A 17,731-nucleotide genomic window follows, 5' to 3' on the forward strand; every position below is an offset into this window, starting at 1 on the left:
TAAAGTGAAACTTCCATCAGTTATCCCCCACCTAGCTTCTTTAGAAAAGCGGAAGCAGCTTGCTCAAAATCGCAGGACGCCCACGCCCCTGACAAAGAGGCACTTTTCGCCTCGTCCGAGGGGGCGAAACGACCAGAGATTCTAGCCGCTAGAGCTGGACAACAAAGAAATGTAGAAGTGGCTCGCCCTCACATTCTAGCCACTGGAACTGGACAACGCTTCTCTCTCAATCTTGAGGTGGGGGTCTTACTGCCCACGAATAGCGGGATAATTTCTACTTCGTTAACATACGTGAAATAACAAGGCGCTGAATTTCTTGCGTTCCTTCGTAAATTTGCGTAATCTTTGCATCACGCATAAAGCGTTCCACTGGATAATCTTTTGTATAACCGTATCCTCCAAATACTTGCACAGCCTCTGTTGTCACTTTCATTGCTGTATCCCCTGCAAATAATTTCGACATTGCTGATTCTTTTCCATACGGCAAACCTTCTGATTCAAGCCAAGCTGCTTGATATGTTAACAAGCGCGCCGCCTCTACTCCAGTCGCCATATCAGCCAATTTAAAACCAATTCCTTGCTGCGCGGCAATTGGCTTCCCAAATTGATGGCGCTCCTTCGCATACTGGGCGGCGGCATCAAGTGCACCTTGCGCGATACCAACCGCTTGTGCTGCAATACCATTACGACCACCATCTAGCGTTTGCATCGCAATTTTAAAACCTTGACCTTCCTCACCAAGTAAGTTCTCCGCAGGAATGCGGCAGTCTTCAAATATAATCTCTGTCGTTGGTGAAGAACGAATGCCAAGCTTACTCTCTTTCTTTCCAACAGAAAATCCAGGTGCATCGCTTTCCACAATAAAGGCACTCGTGCCGCGCTGTGTTGATTCTGAATCTGTCAGCGCAAACACAACATAGATATCCGCAATCCCGCCATTTGTAATAAAAATTTTCGAACCGTTTAAAATATAGTGATCGCCGTCACGCTTTGCCGTTGTTTTCATTCCGCCAGCATCTGAACCAGAACCCGGCTCCGTTAAGGCGTAAGCACCGATTTTCTTTCCTTCTGCCATCGGACGTAAATACTTCTGCTTTTGCTCTTCTGTACCGAATGTAAAAATTGGCCATCCTGCAAGCGATGTATGCGCCGATAATGTTACACCTGTAGATGCACAAACACGTGACAACTCTTCTACTGCAATTACATAAGCTAAGTAATCGCTTCCAATTCCACCGTACTCTTCAGGCCATGGGATACCAGTTAAGCCCAGATCCGCCATTTGATCAAATAAAGCGCGATCAAAACGTTCTTCCTCGTCGCGCTCGGCAGCAGTTGGCGCCACTTCATTTCTCGCAAAATCGCGAACCATTTTCCGAATCATTTCATGCTCTTCTGATAGTTTAAAATGCATCTCTATCTCCCCCTTAAAGCGCTCTGCTAATAACTAAGCGCTGAATCTCACTTGTTCCTTCATAAATCTCACATATTTTTGCATCACGGAAGAATCGCTCTGCAGAATACTCTTTTGTATAACCGTAACCACCTAACACCTGCACAGCTTCAATTGCCACTTCTACTGCTGTTTTGGAAGCAAATAATTTTGCAATTGATGCTTCCTTCCCGCACGGTAAACCTTGTGCTCTTAGCGACGCTGCACGGTATACGAGCAGGCGCGCTGCTTCGACAGCTGTTGCCATATCCGCTAGCTTAAATCCTAATCCTTGCTGCGCGGCAATTGGTTTGCCAAATTGATGACGCTCTTTCGCATAATCAGTCGCACACTCCAGCGCTGCTTCAGCGATGCCAAGTGACTGCGCCCCAATACCAATGCGGCCAACATCTAAATTTGCCATTGCCACTTTAAACCCTTGGCCTTCTTCGCCAAGTAAATTCTCAGCAGGAACTTTCATATCTTCAAACGTTAATTGCACTGTACGAGAGCCTAATAGCCCCATTTTGTGCTCATCTTTTCCAACAATTAAACCCGATGTATCTTTCTCTACAATAAATGCCGATATACCGCGCGTACCGGCATCTGGATTCGTAGAAGCAAAGACAATATATGTATCTGCCTCGCCGCCGTTTGTGATAAATACTTTCGAACCGTTAATAACGTACTCATCACCTTGCCTAACTGCCCTTGATTTCAAGCTCCCAGCATCTGATCCCGCACTTGGCTCTGTTAATGCAAATGCTCCTAAATATTCACCAGTTGCTAACTTCGGAATATATTTTTGCTTTTGCTCTTCTGTTCCAAAATATAAAATAGGATTCGTTCCAACAGAGGTATGTACCGCTAAAATTACCCCTACGGTAGCGCTTACTTTTGAAAGTTCATGAATGGCTAAAATATATGAAATAAAATCCATTTCTGCTCCGCCATATTTCGCTGGAATCGGTATTCCCATCAGTCCAAGCTCACCCATTTTCTTTAGAACTTCTCTAGGAAACACCCCTTGTTCCATAATAGGAACAAAGGGAGCAATTTCCTTCCCGGCGAAGTCCCGGACCATTTTCCGCATCATTTGCTGCTCTTCTGTAAATTGAAAGTTCATCTGTTCCACCTCAAGTTATTTTCTATCGTGATTGAACGATTTAGTAAGACCACTAGTACACCTAAAGAGGTGTTTATTATTCATAAACGTAAAAACCGCGTCCTGTTTTGCGTCCTAACCAGCCTGCGTTCACGTATTTACGCAGGAGCGGACATGGGCGATATTTGCTATCTCCTAATCCTTCATGTAATACTTCCATAATGTATAAACACGTATCTAAACCGATAAAATCAGCAAGTGTTAACGGTCCCATCGGATGATTCATACCGAGCTTCATCACTTCATCAATTGCTTCTTTCGTCGCTACGCCTTCATATAGTGTATAAATTGCTTCGTTAATCATCGGCAACAAAATGCGGTTAGAAACAAATCCCGGGAAGTCGTTTACTTCAACTGGGACTTTGCCAATTTTTTTTGTAATATCTTCAATCGTTTCATATACAACATCCTCTGTTGCTAAGCCACGAATAATTTCAACAAGCTTCATAACTGGAACTGGGTTCATAAAATGCATACCAATAATTTTTTCAGGGCGCTTTGTAACAGCTGCAAGTTCAGTAATTGGCAGCGAAGATGTATTGGTTGCCAAAATTGTATGCTCCGGCGCTAACTCATCTAAGTTCGCAAAAATTTGCTTTTTAATGTCCATTCTCTCTACAGCTGCTTCAATAACAAGATCTGCTTCTTTTACGCAATCAAGTGTAAGCGTTGCTGTCAGCCGATTTAACGTTGCCTGCTTATCTTCTTCGCTCATGCGGCCCTTCTCAACTTGCCTAGATAAATTTTTAGTAATAATCGCGATTCCGCGGTCTAACTGCTCTTGTTTTAAATCTTGCATATATACGTCATAACCTGCCATTGCACACACCTGTGCAATTCCAGATCCCATTTGTCCTGAACCAATTACAACAATGTTTTGTACTGTCATGTTTATAGCCCCCTTTTTTACTGAACCTCAATCATGATTGCGTCGCCTTGACCACCGCCGCTGCAAATAGAGGCAATCCCGATTCCGCCGCCGCGCTGCTTCAATGCATGAATAAGAGTAACGATAATGCGCGCCCCGCTTGCTCCAATTGGATGCCCCATCGCAACTGCTCCGCCGTTTACGTTAATCTTCTCTGGATCGATGCCTGCAATAGTTGCACTTGCAATTGCTACAGCAGCAAATGCCTCATTAATCTCAAACAAATCAATATCTTCTATTTTCTTACCTGTTTTCTTTAATAGCTCGTTAACGGCATAGCCTGGTGTTCTCGGAAAATCCTTTGCTTCTACCGCAATCGCTGTATGCCCTAAAATAGTTGCAAGCGGCTTTCTTCCTTCTTCCTTCGCACGCTCTTCACTCATTAATACGAGCGCTGCCGCCCCATCGTTTAAGCCTGGTGCATTACCAGCCGTGACCGCTGCATCCTTATCAAATACAGGTCTTAACTTTGCTAGTTTTTCAACCGTTGTATCTTCGCGCGGCGCCTCGTCGTTAGCCACGACTACCGGATCCCCTTTTCGCTGCGGCACAGATACAGGCACAATTTCTTCTTCAAAGCGGCCTTCCTTTTGCGCTGCAGTGGCACGCATATGACTTCTGTATGCCCATTCATCTTGCATTTCACGGGAAATGCCGTCTTCTTTCGCAACATCACCGCCGTACACACCCATATGCACGCCAGTAAATGAGCACGTTAAACCATCTGCCACATTTAGGTCGACAACTTCGTTATGCCCCATGCGATATCCCCAGCGTGCGCCGCGTAAAATATATGGACTATTGCTCATCGATTCCATGCCGCCTGCTACAAGTAACGAATGATCGCCGGCACGAATAATTTGATCTGCTAACGTTACGGCACGAAGTCCAGACGCACATACTTTATTCACTGTTTCTGTACGAGTCTCCCACGGAATCCCTGCTTCTCTTGCTGCCTGGCGCGATGGAATTTGCCCTTGTCCTCCTTGAATAACCGTCCCAAATACAACTTCTTCAATATCACTTGCTGCAACATTCGCGCGTTCTAATGCCGCTCCAATTGCAATTCCTCCAAGCTCTGTTGCCTTTACATCCTTTAAAGCTCCCCCAAACTTTCCAACAGGTGTTCTTGCAGCACTTAAAATTACTGTTCTTGTCAAAACATATTCCCCCATTCCTTCTTATTACGGCGTTGATTGAACGCTCGTTCAGTGCAGCTGTCGTGAGAAAGAGGTGCAAGGTTTGCACCTCTCTTTATCTAAAGTTGTACGGATTCTTACATTGCTTCTTTCTTTGGTCCGATGACAGAGCGCTCTAAAATCTCTGTTATATCAAGCGTTTGCACGCGCTCTTCTACTTCTTTCGCCTTCGTACCATCGCTGATCATCGTTAAGCAATACGGACAGCCCGTACCGATAATCGTCGGCGATGTAGAAAGTGCTTGTTCGGTACGCGCGACGTTAATACGCGAACCAGCCGTCTCTTCCATCCACATAAGACCGCCGCCCGCTCCGCAGCACATTCCTGTTTCGCGATTACGTTCCATTTCAATAAGCTTCACACCTGGAATCGCTTTTAAAATATTGCGCGGTGCTTCATACACTTCGTTGTAACGTCCTAAATAACAGGAATCGTGATACGTAATCGTTTCTTCTACGCGGTGAACTGGCTTTAAGCGCCCTTCTTTCACCCACTGGGCTAACAATTCTGTATGATGATAGACTTCTGCTTGTAAGCCAAAGTCTGGATACTCATTTTTAAACGTGTTATACGCATGCGGATCGATTGTAACAATCTTCTTCACGCCTGCTTTCTCAAACTCTTCAATATTCTTACTCGCCATATCTTGGAAAACAAATTCATTTCCAAGGCGGCGCGGTGTATCTCCTGAGTTTTTCTCTTTATTTCCGAGGATAGCAAAGGAAATACCAGATTCATTCATTAACTTCGCAAACGATAACGCAATTTTCTGACTGCGGTTATCATAAGATCCCATAGAACCTACCCAGAATAAGTATTCAAACCCTTCGCCTGCTTTTGCTTTTTCTTTCACAGTTGGAATGGAAACTTCTTCTTCCATCGTACGCCACGTTTCACGCTCTTTACGATTCAGTCCCCAAGGGTTTCCTTGGCGCTCAATATTTGTCAGGGCACGCTGCGCTTCTGGATCCATTTTTCCTTCTGTTAAAACGAGGTAGCGGCGCAAATCAATAATTTTATCAACATGTTCGTTCATAACTGGACATTGATCTTCACAGTTACGACACGTTGTACAAGCCCAAATTTCTGTTTCAGTAATGACATCGCCAATTAAACTTGGATTGTATGCGAGCGTTGCTGCCGATTCATGTTGTCCATCTCCAGCTGCCATCATCGCTAATTGGTTGCCTTTTGTATTGTTAAACGCAACGGTTGGTACCCACGGTGCGCGCGACGTTACTGCTGCACCTTTATCCGTTAAGTGGTCACGCAATTTTAAAATTAAATCCATTGGCGACAACATCTTACCAGTTCCTGTTGCCGGGCACATATTCGTGCAGCGGCCGCACTCTACGCATGCATATAAATCAATAAGCTGCGTTTGTTTGAAGTCTTCAATTTTCCCAACCCCAAACGTTTCTTGTGTTTCATCTTCAAAATCAATTTTTTCTAATTTCCCTGGATTTGTTAAACGGCTAAAGTATACATTTGCTGGTCCTGCAATTAAATGTGCATGTTTCGATTGTGGAACGTAAACTAAAAACGTTAACAAAATAAGTAGATGCAGCCACCACGCAAAATAGAACACAACAATTGCAGCTGTTTCACCAACTCCGGAAAATAAGTAAGCGATTGCAGAAGCGATCGGTTCACTCCATGATAATTCCTCACCGTGCCAAATAATACCCATTCCATTCCCAAGGAGAACAGATAACATTAAGCCGCCGATAAAAATTAAAACAAGTCCTGCTTTAAAATTCCTCTTTAAGCGAACGAGCTTCTCAATATACCTTCTATAAAAAGCCCAAAAGACTGCGATTAAAATAACGAGTGTGACGATTTCTTGGAAGAATGTAAATGCAGAATATAGTGGTCCAAGTGGAAGATGTGATCCTGGTGCTAAGCCTTTCCATATGAAGTCAATGGCTCCAAACTGGACAAGAATAAATCCGTAAAAAAACATAACGTGCATGATGCCGCTTTTTTTATCTTTAAGCAGCTTCTTTTGTCCAAAGACATTCCCTTTAATAAGATCCCATCTTTCTTTGAAGCGGCGATCAAATTCTACTTTCTTTCCTAATCGTATGTAGGTAATCCGTGTTCGTATGAGATACACAAATAAATATGCTGCATACGCTATGATGGCGATTGTCGCCAACCAATTTACAATTAATAGGCTATTCATATTTCTGCCAACCCCTCTCCATGTAGTATGTTTTTTTATTTTCGAATCTTCAAAAATAAATAATTTTCTGAATTCATTACCCCTACTCCCATTATATGATGAGTGAGCATTCAGTCAACAGTTTTTTGTTATACAACAATATATTTTTTCATAAAGCTTTTTATTTCGGTGAAACTATAAAGCGAAACTTCCATCAGTAGGGTTTTTTCATTCCCCATTGATGATTAGCCCGCCCAATCCGGTACATGCCAGCAGGATCTGAATATTCAGAGATGGGGATTACTGTCCGCGAATAGCGGGATACAAATGAATATAGAGGGGGGAATGGTTACATGAACTTTTTATTTCTCGTCCTTATCTTTCTCTTACTATGGGCCACTTTTGACTTCATCTATGGAAGAAACATTCATTTAAACAATCTTAAGCCGCGTTCCTTTCCTGTACGCCATAGTAATTTTAAACTTTATACATATGGTCAATTATTATATAAGGAACTATTTACTGATATACAACAAGCTAAGCACCATGTACATATTTTGTTTTTTATCGTAAAAAATGATGAGATTAGTCATACATTTTTACAGCTTTTAATGGAAAAAGCAGAGCAAGGTATTGAAGTACGCCTTCTTCTTGATCGAATCGGCAGCCATCATTTGTCAAAACAAATGATTCATAAACTAAAGCAACACGGTGTGCACTTTTCATTTTGTCATAAAATTCGCCTTCCATTTCTCTTTTTCTCTGTTAACCAAAGAAACCATAGAAAAATTACAATTATTGATGGGAAAATTGGGTACATTGGAGGCTTCAATATCGGGGAGGAATATTTAGGGCACAACCAAGAACTAGGACCTTGGCGCGACTATCACCTACGCCTTACTGAAGAAGGTGTACAAGATTTACAAACGCAGTTTCTACATGATTGGCGCGATGATACAAACGAAGACTTATTGCATGAAAATCGTTATTTTCCAATACTAAAAAAAGGGGAAACTTCTCATCGATTCGTACCAACTGACGGCGCATATTTACAACAAACATTTCTCGACCTTATTGAAAAGGCAACAAAAGAGCTGTATATTGGTACGCCCTATTTTATTCCTGGGAAAAAACTAATGAACGCATTGCTGCGCGCTCGAAAAAGGGGCGTCCGTATTATTATACTCGTTCCTAAAAAAGCAGATCATCCATTTGTTCGTGAAGCAAAACTTCCGTATTGTCGGAAGCTTATTAAAGCAGGTTGTCATATTCATGAATTTCTAGATGGATTTTTTCACGCGAAAATTATAATGGTAGATGGCTCTATTTGTGATATTGGAACTGCAAATTTTGACAAGCGAAGCCTATATATTAACCATGAAATCAATTGTATATTATATGACTCACCGTTTTTAGAACAAGTGAAGAAAGAAATCGATCAAGATCTAGAATCTTCCACTTTACTTTCTATGGAAGACGTTTCTTCTCTATCCCTCTTTGACAAAGGAAAAGAATGGATTGGAACGTTATTTTCTTTTTTTCTATAAATACAGAAAAGGCAAGGTACATATACAAATATGATTTGGTTATGTCTCACATGCACTTACATTGTGCAACACCATTGAATGGTAAGCCCGTCAGTATCGGAATTATTACAAAAGGAAATACAAATTTAGAAAAAAAGACCTTAAAAAGAAACAACCGTCTTAATTAGACGGTTGTTTCTTTCTATTTTAATGTTCAAATGGTAAATCTGAAGCTAATTGTACTACCTCATTATGATTTGTTACTGCTTGATTTTGATCTACTACCGCATTTCCAAATGAAATACCTGCTAACATTGCTAACGTCAATAAAGTACCAACAAGAAGTTTCTTCATATTCCATTCCTCCATATCTTTTTTTTAATATAACATGAAATTTTATCCTCAAAACATGCAATTATGCATATCCATTTTTTTCCTGCTCAAGCATTCATTTTTTTTAACAACGTCTTTTTGTAAGAACATAAATCTAATAGCTCAAAAAAGAAAAGAGCTTTTTCATAAGCAATTCTAATATTATCTTCTGAATGCCCTAGCTTTTCAAGACATTCTCCTTTTTGATAAAACAACTGTCCAATGAGTGTCATGTTATTAATGCGGCATGATGTTTCAATTGCTTTTTCAACTTGCTTAAGCGCTTTCTCATACTGTTCATCTAAATATAATGCCTTTGCATAATTATAGCCAACCTTTATAGCAAATTCCTCACTACTATGTAATGACTCCAACTGTTTTAAAATACCTTGATAAAGTTCGGTGCTTTTTTGAATATATCCATTTTCCGCATAAATATTTGCAATTGAATTTTCGATATATAAATTTTGAAATACATCTATACCTATTAATTGTTGATTTATTAATTTTTTTAATTCCAAAATGCAGTATTCACAATTCACTTTTTTCAACACATATGCTGATAAATGATAGTGCCAAAGAAGAAACTGTTGAAACTCTGGATGATCTTCTTCTTTCTTTAATTCATCCCATACCTTTTTATAAATTTCTTCATATTTCTTTTGTTTGCTTAGCGATTGAATATGATCCTTAAATTGTTTTTTTCGTTCAATATCAGAATAAGCGAGTACTTCATAAAAATGAATGATAGGTACTTGTAGCTTCGCCGCAATTCCCTGAAGTATGTCCATACTTGGATATACTACTCCTGATTCAATTCTACTTACTTCTGATTGATGACATATGTTATCAGATAGCTGCTTTTGTGTCAAACCTCTCACTACTCGAATTTGTTTAATTTCGGCTCCCAGCTTTTGTGCATGCATGTTAGCTCACCATCCCGTTTATAACAGTTTATTTTTTAAAAGCGGTTATACCACTACAATAATGCCCTTTCGACAATTTTCAATATGAAATATTGCATAATTTATATAAAATTTAGCAATTTCCTCTTACAATTCATCTCATACAAATACAAGATTAGGAGTGTTAGAGATGAATTACAAAAAAATGACTAGTGCCCTTCTTGCTTTCGGCCTACTCTGTCCTTTATCAACTGAAGCAATTCATGCGCAAGAAATGAATAATAACCAAGTAAAAGTTGAAGTTGCTCAGCCCGGTCTAACAATCGGAAAATTAACAGAACCTCAAAATGACACGAAAGAAAACATCGCGAAAAAATACTTAAAAGGTGAAGTGCAAGGGGCAAAAGCACAACAAGAACAAGTTACCACTGAAAAAAGTGTTGATTTCCAACTGACAAATAAAGAGACAAAAGAAAATCAAACAGAAGTACGTCTTACCCAAACTTATAAAAGTTACAAAGTATACGGCCAAGACTTAATTGTAAAAGTAGATAAAAATGGAGTAATTACAACTGTCAGCGGTAAGGTTGTCCAAAATTTATCAAAACAACCTAATCTTACTATAACAAATTTTTTGTCGAAAAATGAAGTAAAATCTTCCTTACAAAGTGCTCTGCAAATTCCAAACGATTCGTTAGAAAAAGAATTCACTAGTGAAACTGTCATTTATAAAAAACAAGACGACAGCTACACATATGCAGATGTCATTACATTTACATATGAAAATAACGATCAAATCATTAGCGGTCACGCAATTATTGACTTAATCCATGGTGAAAAATTATTCCAAGAAAAAATGGTGAAAAATAAAGAAAAGCAACCTGTCCCACAAGCTGGGATTCCGCAGTTATCTTCAGTAAAAAAACACGGAGCTGGTGTAAACGCACTACTAGAAAAGGCATTATTTAATATCGCAAAAGGAACTGATGGGAAATTTTATTTAGCGGATCTAACTCGTGGTAATGGTATCTATATTTATGATGCAAACTATGCAGATTCACAAGGTGGATATGATCAAGCTGGTTATCCTGGTACACTCGTTTCTAGTACGACAACTACATTTGCAGATAAAGAAGCTGTTGGTGTTATGAAAAACATGAGTGCTATTTATGATTATTATAAAACGAAGCACAATCTAAAAAGCTACGATAATAAAGATGCAAAAATTGTTGCAAGCGTACATGGATTTGATTCTACTGAAGTAAGTGATGGTGTAAAAACAAACTATGAAAACGCCTTTTGGCATCCAGGTTGGAACCAAATGGTGTTTGGCGATGGTTTAAACGGAAAATTAACATCTGCTATCGATGTAACTGCACATGAATTTGGACACGCTGTATTTAGCGGAACAACTAAAAATAAAGTTGTAAAATATCCAAACGATGAAACAAATGCATTAAACGAAGGACTTGCGGACTTCTGGGGAACACAAATAGAGTTTTACGTAAAGAAAGACAAAGGAAACTGGATTATGGGTGATACATTAGACGGCCCAACAATTCGTGATATTCCAAACGAAATTGGTGACCATGGTAAAAAACTATATACAAACTTACAAGATTTCTATAATGATGGAAACAACCAAGAGTCTCATCAAAATTCAGGTATTATTAGTCACGTTCTTTATCAATTGGCAGAAGGAAAAACATATAATGGTGTAACAGTTGCAAAACAAGGTAACGATAAAGTAAGTAAGATCGTTATGCGTGCATTGCAAAATTATGCAACATCAGCGGAGGATTTCGAGTCTCTTCACTCTCACATTGTACAAGCCGCAAAAGACTTATATGGTAACGCTGTGGCAACAGAAGTAGACAAAGCATTCCTAGCACACGGTTACAAAGCATTACCACAAGAAAATGAAGTGATTGACGTACAAAAAAGAAAATAATAAAAAAGATGTTTACCGATTCACATTGGTAAACATCTTTTCTCATATCCAGCCTTTTTCTTCCGCAATCGTAATCGCCTCAATCCGATTTTTTGCATCCAACTTCGTTAAAACATCCGAAATATAATTTCGAACAGTTCCAGATGAAAGATATAGTGTTTTGGCGATTTCATTTGTCGTCTTTCCTTCTTTCGCTAATAGAAGAACTTCTTTTTCCCGATCTGTTAACGGATTTTGTTCTTGCCAAAGTCCAAACATAAGCTCAGGAGAAATTTCTCGTTTCCCATTCATAACATTACGAATTGCCGCTGCAAGATCTTCACTCGGACTATCTTTTAATAAATATCCATGTACATTTGCTTTCATTGCGCGCTCGAAATAACCAGGACGAGCAAATGTTGTTAAAATCATAACTCTGCACGGTGATTGTTGTTTCCGTAATGTTTCAGCAACATCCAGTCCGCTTTGAATTGGCATTTCAATGTCCATAATACTAATATCCGGCTGTAATGTTTCAATTAGCTTCAAAGCCTCTTCTCCGTTTTCCGCTTGCCCAACAACTTCAATATCATCCTCTAAGTCAAGCAAAGCTCCTAACGCTCCGCGAAGCATACGCTGATCTTCTGCAATGATGATTCGGATCATGCACGCGCACCCTCTTTCCCTGTTCTTATGACAATTGGAACATGTATCGTTAACATCGTTCCATTATGAATATCATCTAATTTAAGTACTCCATCAATAAGAGCTAATCGCTCCCTCATGCCAAGAATGCCATTCCCATCGTGATTTTTTTGTAATCCAATGCCATTATCCTTTACTTGCACAATTAATCTCCCTTGTGCTTCAAGTAACGTAATCATGCACTCTGTCGCCTTACTATGCTTCACAACATTTGTCACCGCTTCACGCAAACACATTCCAACAATGTTTTGTTCTAGCGGCGATAATACATTCGCACTTGTCTTCTGCTGCACCTCTAATGATATACTAGCAGCTTGAAGAATCACCTTCACTTGCTCTAACTCTTCTTCCACTGTAATCATTCGCATATCAGAAATTAATTCCCGTAATTGTTTTAACGCGTTTCTTGATGTTTGCGTGATCTCCTTTGCCTCTAGACAAGCACGTTCCGGATTTTTCACAATAAGCTTCTCAACAAGCTGGCTTTTTAACGTAATAAGCGATAACGTATGTCCTAACGTATCATGTAAATCTCTCGCAATGCGCTGCCGTTCTTCGCGTTTTACTAAATCATGAATTTGTTCATTTGCCTCACTTAATTGTGTCCTTAATACTTTTTTCTGATTAAAATTCCGCATACCAAATGGAGTAACAATCATTAAAATAAACATCGGAATCACAGTTATAGCAGACGTGTTTGTAAACTCGCGGATGTTCACCAACATAAAAGAACCAATCATTACGATAAAAAAGAAAAACAACAACCGAAATTGTTTTTTTGTCGGTGTAAATCCCATTGCATTTGCTGTAAAAAATCCAAAGAAAATCATATATGGGTCATAAAACGTACTGAATAAGAAAGTAATTACAAGTTGAATACAAACCCACATCACAAAGTTCTTTGGCACAAAATAAAGCTGGCGGTATGCAATAACAAAGATTACAAACATACCGCCTCCTAATATCAATTTCCACCCTGATTGCCCCATCAAGTTGTAAAGAGGATAAAACAAGTATACGAGCCATATATAAGGGAAAAACCCCATATGTTTCGGAAAGAGTTCAAACTGCTTCTTTTCAGTCATGTTATACCGCTTCCTGTCTTTTTCTTATATATATTGATAGTACAACAAAAGCGATAAAATAACCTCCTAAAATTGCCGCATTTTCCCAACCAATTGTCTTGCCAGCAACAATGTCCCAAGCTCCGCTTCCAAAGTGATATGTTGGTGTCCATTCCCCAATGCTTCTTAACGTCTTTGGAAATATTTCAATCGGCATCCACAAGCCGCCTAGAATCGCTAAACACATATTTAATATATTCGCTAGTCCGGTAGCCGCATCCGCTTTCTTAATCGCACCGATAATCGTTCCAAGTGCTAAAAATGGTGTAACACCAACCAATAACCATAATCCAGCGCCAATCCACTGTCCAATTGTTAACTGTACATCATTAATGACTATACCCGCGATGAAAATAACAATGATTGAAAAAGCATTTACAACCGTTTGAGCAATAATTTTAGCTGCTAAATATACCCCTTCTGGCAGCGGTGTAATTTGTAAAAGCTGTGTCCATCCTTGCCCTTTTTCTTGTGAAAGACGAACACCAAAACTAAAGAGTGCTGTTCCTACAATACTAAACGTAGCCATTGAAATTAAATAATGTGCTTTCCATGCATCTCCGTTTTGCGGCACTGACACCACATTTGTAAAAATATAATAAAATATAACCGGCATTAATAAAGAGAAAAAGATAAATAGTTTATTGCGAAACGTACGTAATATTTCTATTTTACATTGCATCCAAAACGCTCTCATGCGATTTCCTCCTTCTGATTAGCGACAAACTGTTCAAAAGCCTCATCCAAGCTGCCGCGATCAACAGCAATATCCATAACAGGCAAGTTTTTATGAAAAATTGCTTGAAGCGTAGCATCTGTATCATCTGTTGTCAGTACCACATGCTTTTCATTGCACCGAACATTTGTAACATGAGGTAGGCTGTGAAGCATACTCGTCGGCACTTCCTCTTTTACATAAAACGAAATTGTTTTTTGAGAAATCGTTGCTTTCATTTCATCTGGCGTTCCATCGGCAATGAGTTTACCGTTACCAAATAATAAAATTCGATCTGCTAATGCATCTGCTTCTTCTAAGTAATGTGTTGTTAAAATAATTGTTTTCCCTTCACTTGCTAATGTTCGAATTGTATCCCAAAAGCTTTTTCTAGACGTGATGTCCATCCCTACTGTTGGTTCATCCAAAAAAAGTAAATCGGGATTCCCTGCAAGTGCGAGTGCAAAATTTAAACGTCTTTTTTGCCCGCCAGATAGCTTTTCACACCTTTGCTTTCTTTCTGATTCTAAATTGGATAACTTAAGTAATGTTTCTTTTGCAACTGGATTCGTATAATAACTACGAAACAAATCAATTGCTTCTTCTACTGACACACTATCAATGACGCTCACTTCTTGCAGCATTGCCCCAAGGCGATTGCGAACATCTCGGTGTTTTGGACTTTTACCGAAGATAGAAACTTTTCCCTCTGAGGGATCCCTTAATCCAAGCATCATCGAAATTGTTGTCGTTTTCCCCGCTCCGTTCGGTCCAAGTAATGCAACAATTTCTCCTTTCGCTACTGTAAATGAAACGTTATTTACTGCCTTTTTATGTTTAAATGTTTTTGAAACACCATTTACTTCAATTATCTGTTCCATTTCTCCACCTCCGTCGTTCTTATATTTATATTGTATAAATTGGAAGAGGTGGAAAACAGTATGAGACGTCATGACATGAATATGACAAATGTCAGGAAATCTTGAAATGGGTGACTTTCCACGTCGGTAGCAGGACAAAAATAAACATGATACAATCATGTGAGATGTACATTCGAGGAAGGACAGTGGTTTTCATGATTATTCGCAATGAACAAGATTTAGAAGGCTTACGAAAAATCGGCCGCATCGTTGCGCTTGCTCGCGAGGAAATGAAAAAACAAGCGAAACCAGGTATGACAACGAAAGAGCTTGATTTAATCGGTAAGAAAGTATTAGATGAGCACGGTGCCATTTCTGCACCTGAAAAAGAATATAATTTTCCAGGGACAACTTGCATTAGCGTCAATGAAGAAGTTGCACACGGCATCCCAGGAGACCGTGTCCTAAAAGAGGGCGACTTAGTAAACGTCGACGTATCTGCGGCACTTGATGGTTACTATGCAGATACAGGTATTTCATTTGTTCTTGGGAAAGACGAAGCAAAAGAAAAACTTTGCGCTGCTGCTGAAAGTGCATTTTGGGCAGCCATGAAAAAAATAAAAGCTGGTGCAAAACAAAACCAAATTGGTCGTGCGGTTACTAATGATGCTCGTAAAAATGGTTATAAAGTCATTCAAAACTTAACAGGGCACGGCATTGGCCTTAGTTTACACGAAGCACCAAATCATATTTTAAACTATTTCGATCCAATGGATAACGCTCTCTTAAAAGACGGACTTGTCTTAGCGGTAGAACCCTTCGTATCGATGGGCGCAGATCATATTATCGAACGCGGTGATGATGGTTGGACATTTGTCACACCAGATAAAAGCCTTGTTGCTCAATGTGAGCATACAATCGTTGTAACTCGCGGTGAGCCAATTATTTTAACAGAACTATAAATATCAAATAAAAGGAATGCACTCAGAAATGATGCATTCCTTTTTATCTATATAATCATTATTGTCTTTATTTCTCAATACTAATTGATTGAAAATACAAAAAAACAATCAATTCCTGTATTTGGCCTTGCTTATGCACAAGGAAATGCCCTCAAAGAAGAATTAGCAAAAAAGGGAAGTACCGTTCTCTCTTTAAAGGCACGACATGAATCAAACTTACAATCTCTAAATGTCATCGCAAAAAAGAAACCGAAAAATAGTGCTGGAAATGAAAAAGCTGTCATCGTAAGTTCTCATTATGACAGCGTTGCTGGGGCACCAGAGGCCAATGATAATGCTTCTGGAACTGGATTATTATTAGAATTAGCTCGCACATTCCAAAATGTAGAAACTGACAAAGAAATCCGCTTTATTGCTTTCGGTCCAGAAGAAATGGGGCTTCTTGGCTCTAAGCACTACGTTGATAGCTTATCAAAACAAGAACGTGATCGTATTTTAGGTGTTTTCAATGCTGATATGGTTGCTACAAATTATGATAAAGCAAAAAATTTATACGCAATGACTCCTGACGGTTCTACGAATCTTGTAACAGATGCAGCATTAAATGCTAGTAAACAGTTAAATAATGAGCTTGCTCTTCAAGGGAAATTTGGTTCCAGTGACCATGTGCCATTTGCTTACGCTGGCATCCCTTCAGCATTATTCATTTGGATGGGGGTAGATAGCTGGGATCCACTTATCTATCACATTGAAAAGGTATACCACACACCACAAGATAATGTGTTAGAAAACATTTCACCGGAACGTATGAAAATGGCGTTAGAAGTCATTGGTACTGGTGTCTATAATGTTCTTCAAAAACCTGCTGTACAAAAAGAACAAAAAGCTGCTTAATTATCCTCAAAGCCACCATCTAGAACTGGTGGCTTTTTTATTGAGAAACGAATTGTATTATGATGTGCGACACCTAAAGAAAAGACAAAAAATCCCCTTCTGGATTCATTCTTCCCTCCATCTTTCCATGAGGTTTTTTGAATGATTCCCTAAAGGGGATATCAATAATAATCTAAAGGTTTTTATTGTTTAATTCGTTGACGAGCGAATAGAATTCCACCTAAAACGAACAATACCATACCTCCAACAATTGAAATCATTTCCGCTGGTGTTCCTCCTGTTTTAGGAAGTAATACTGTCGTCTTATCGTTTTCTTTATTAGATGGAACTTTGGGATCGTTATTTGTATTTTCGTTAGGAACTTCAGGTGTCGGTTCCTTAATCTTTGTATTCGTAATATCATAACCTTTTACTTCTGTTTGATATCCATCTACTGGTTGTTCTTTTACTTCATACTTGTATGCTACTCCGTTCGCATCGTACGCTTGGAGATTTTCGAACGTGTACTTCCAGTTTGTTGCTTCACTTACTTCTTTCGTATCTACCACTTTACCGTTTTGTAGTAAATCGACTTTGATTGAACTTGGACGATCTTTCGCATTATCGTCTTTCCACGTCTTCGTTCCTTCTACTTTTGTTTGGCCTACTTTTGTATTTGTAATGTCATAACCTTTTACTTCTGTTTGATATCCAGCTACTGGTTGTTCTTTTACTTCATACTTGTATGCTACTCCGTTCGCATCGTACGCTTGGAGATTTTCGAACGTGTACTTCCAGTTTGTTGCTTCACTTACTTCTTTCGTATCTACCACTTTACCGTTTTGTAGTAAATCGACTTTGATTGAACTT

At 39.2% G+C, this 17,731-nt stretch carries 15 protein-coding genes and 1 pseudogene; 4 read left to right on the forward strand and 12 right to left on the reverse strand.

What is annotated here, in order from left to right:
- Positions 1-274: 274 nt before the first annotated feature.
- The 5 genes from MR076_RS01680 to MR076_RS01700 form a co-directional block, all read right to left on the reverse strand.
- On the reverse strand, positions 275-1,414 hold the full coding sequence (locus MR076_RS01680; RefSeq protein ID WP_242216980.1) for an acyl-CoA dehydrogenase: 1,140 nt from the start codon (positions 1,412-1,414) through the stop codon (positions 275-277).
- A gap of 13 nt (positions 1,415-1,427) precedes the next feature.
- Positions 1,428-2,558, reverse strand: a complete 1,131-nt coding sequence (locus tag MR076_RS01685) for an acyl-CoA dehydrogenase (protein ID WP_242216981.1) — start codon at positions 2,556-2,558, stop codon at positions 1,428-1,430.
- A gap of 76 nt (positions 2,559-2,634) precedes the next feature.
- The gene (locus MR076_RS01690) at positions 2,635-3,486 is read right to left on the reverse strand and encodes a 3-hydroxybutyryl-CoA dehydrogenase (RefSeq protein WP_242216982.1); all 852 of its coding nucleotides are present in this window, start codon (positions 3,484-3,486) and stop codon (positions 2,635-2,637) included.
- A 17-nt stretch (positions 3,487-3,503) separates the two neighbouring features.
- Positions 3,504-4,700, reverse strand: a complete 1,197-nt coding sequence (locus MR076_RS01695) for an acetyl-CoA C-acetyltransferase (protein ID WP_396021632.1) — start codon at positions 4,698-4,700, stop codon at positions 3,504-3,506.
- A gap of 101 nt (positions 4,701-4,801) precedes the next feature.
- Positions 4,802-6,910: a (Fe-S)-binding protein gene (locus MR076_RS01700; protein ID WP_242216984.1), complete on the reverse strand. Its 2,109-nt coding sequence runs from the start codon at positions 6,908-6,910 to the stop codon at positions 4,802-4,804.
- Positions 6,911-7,242: 332 nt separating this feature from the next.
- Here MR076_RS01700 and cls point away from each other — a divergent pair, with 332 nt between their 5' ends.
- The gene (cls, locus tag MR076_RS01705; protein ID WP_242216985.1) at positions 7,243-8,436 is read left to right on the forward strand and encodes a cardiolipin synthase; all 1,194 of its coding nucleotides are present in this window, start codon (positions 7,243-7,245) and stop codon (positions 8,434-8,436) included.
- Between the two features lie 186 nt (positions 8,437-8,622).
- Here cls and MR076_RS01710 read toward each other — a convergent pair whose 3' ends face one another.
- Both MR076_RS01710 and MR076_RS01715 read right to left on the reverse strand, forming a co-directional pair.
- Positions 8,623-8,769 carry a quorum-sensing peptide PapR gene (locus MR076_RS01710; protein ID WP_242216986.1) on the reverse strand — a complete coding sequence of 49 codons (147 nt, stop codon included), beginning with the start codon at positions 8,767-8,769 and terminating at the stop codon, positions 8,623-8,625.
- An 86-nt stretch (positions 8,770-8,855) separates the two neighbouring features.
- The gene (locus tag MR076_RS01715) at positions 8,856-9,713 is read right to left on the reverse strand and encodes a helix-turn-helix domain-containing protein (RefSeq protein ID WP_242216987.1); all 858 of its coding nucleotides are present in this window, start codon (positions 9,711-9,713) and stop codon (positions 8,856-8,858) included.
- Between the two features lie 169 nt (positions 9,714-9,882).
- On the opposite strand from MR076_RS01715, the gene MR076_RS01720 reads away from it, so the two are divergent.
- Complete coding sequence (locus MR076_RS01720) at positions 9,883-11,643, forward strand: M4 family metallopeptidase (RefSeq protein ID WP_242216988.1); 1,761 nt, start codon at positions 9,883-9,885, stop codon at positions 11,641-11,643.
- A 42-nt stretch (positions 11,644-11,685) separates the two neighbouring features.
- Here the strand turns inward: MR076_RS01720 and MR076_RS01725 are convergent, their stop codons facing one another.
- Genes MR076_RS01725 through MR076_RS01740 form a run of 4 tightly spaced genes read right to left on the reverse strand, consistent with a single transcriptional unit; the run spans position 11,686 to position 15,047 of the window.
- Complete coding sequence (locus MR076_RS01725) at positions 11,686-12,288, reverse strand: response regulator transcription factor (RefSeq protein WP_242216989.1); 603 nt, start codon at positions 12,286-12,288, stop codon at positions 11,686-11,688.
- Complete coding sequence (locus tag MR076_RS01730; protein WP_242216991.1) at positions 12,285-13,412, reverse strand: sensor histidine kinase; 1,128 nt, start codon at positions 13,410-13,412, stop codon at positions 12,285-12,287. The genes MR076_RS01725 and MR076_RS01730 overlap by 4 nt, the downstream gene beginning before the upstream one ends.
- A 1-nt stretch (position 13,413) precedes the next feature.
- Positions 13,414-14,148, reverse strand: a complete 735-nt coding sequence (locus MR076_RS01735) for an ABC transporter permease (RefSeq protein WP_242216992.1) — start codon at positions 14,146-14,148, stop codon at positions 13,414-13,416.
- Positions 14,145-15,047 carry an ABC transporter ATP-binding protein gene (locus tag MR076_RS01740; RefSeq protein WP_242216993.1) on the reverse strand — a complete coding sequence of 301 codons (903 nt, stop codon included), beginning with the start codon at positions 15,045-15,047 and terminating at the stop codon, positions 14,145-14,147. The genes MR076_RS01735 and MR076_RS01740 overlap by 4 nt, the downstream gene beginning before the upstream one ends.
- A 146-nt stretch (positions 15,048-15,193) precedes the next feature.
- Between MR076_RS01740 and map the strand changes: the two genes are divergently transcribed.
- Positions 15,194-15,988 carry a type I methionyl aminopeptidase gene (map, locus tag MR076_RS01745; protein WP_242216994.1) on the forward strand — a complete coding sequence of 265 codons (795 nt, stop codon included), beginning with the start codon at positions 15,194-15,196 and terminating at the stop codon, positions 15,986-15,988.
- Between the two features lie 96 nt (positions 15,989-16,084).
- Positions 16,085-16,882 (forward strand): annotated as a pseudogene (locus MR076_RS01750) (M28 family peptidase); the annotation flags it as partial.
- Positions 16,883-17,064: 182 nt separating this feature from the next.
- Here MR076_RS01750 and MR076_RS01755 read toward each other — a convergent pair.
- The coding region (locus tag MR076_RS01755; protein WP_242216995.1) for a Cna B-type domain-containing protein at positions 17,065-17,731 on the reverse strand (667 nt) is incomplete at its 5' end.

This window comes from Bacillus cereus group sp. BfR-BA-01380 (assembly GCF_022663535.1).
GTDB classification, from domain to species: domain Bacteria; phylum Bacillota; class Bacilli; order Bacillales; family Bacillaceae_G; genus Bacillus_A; species Bacillus_A cereus_BB.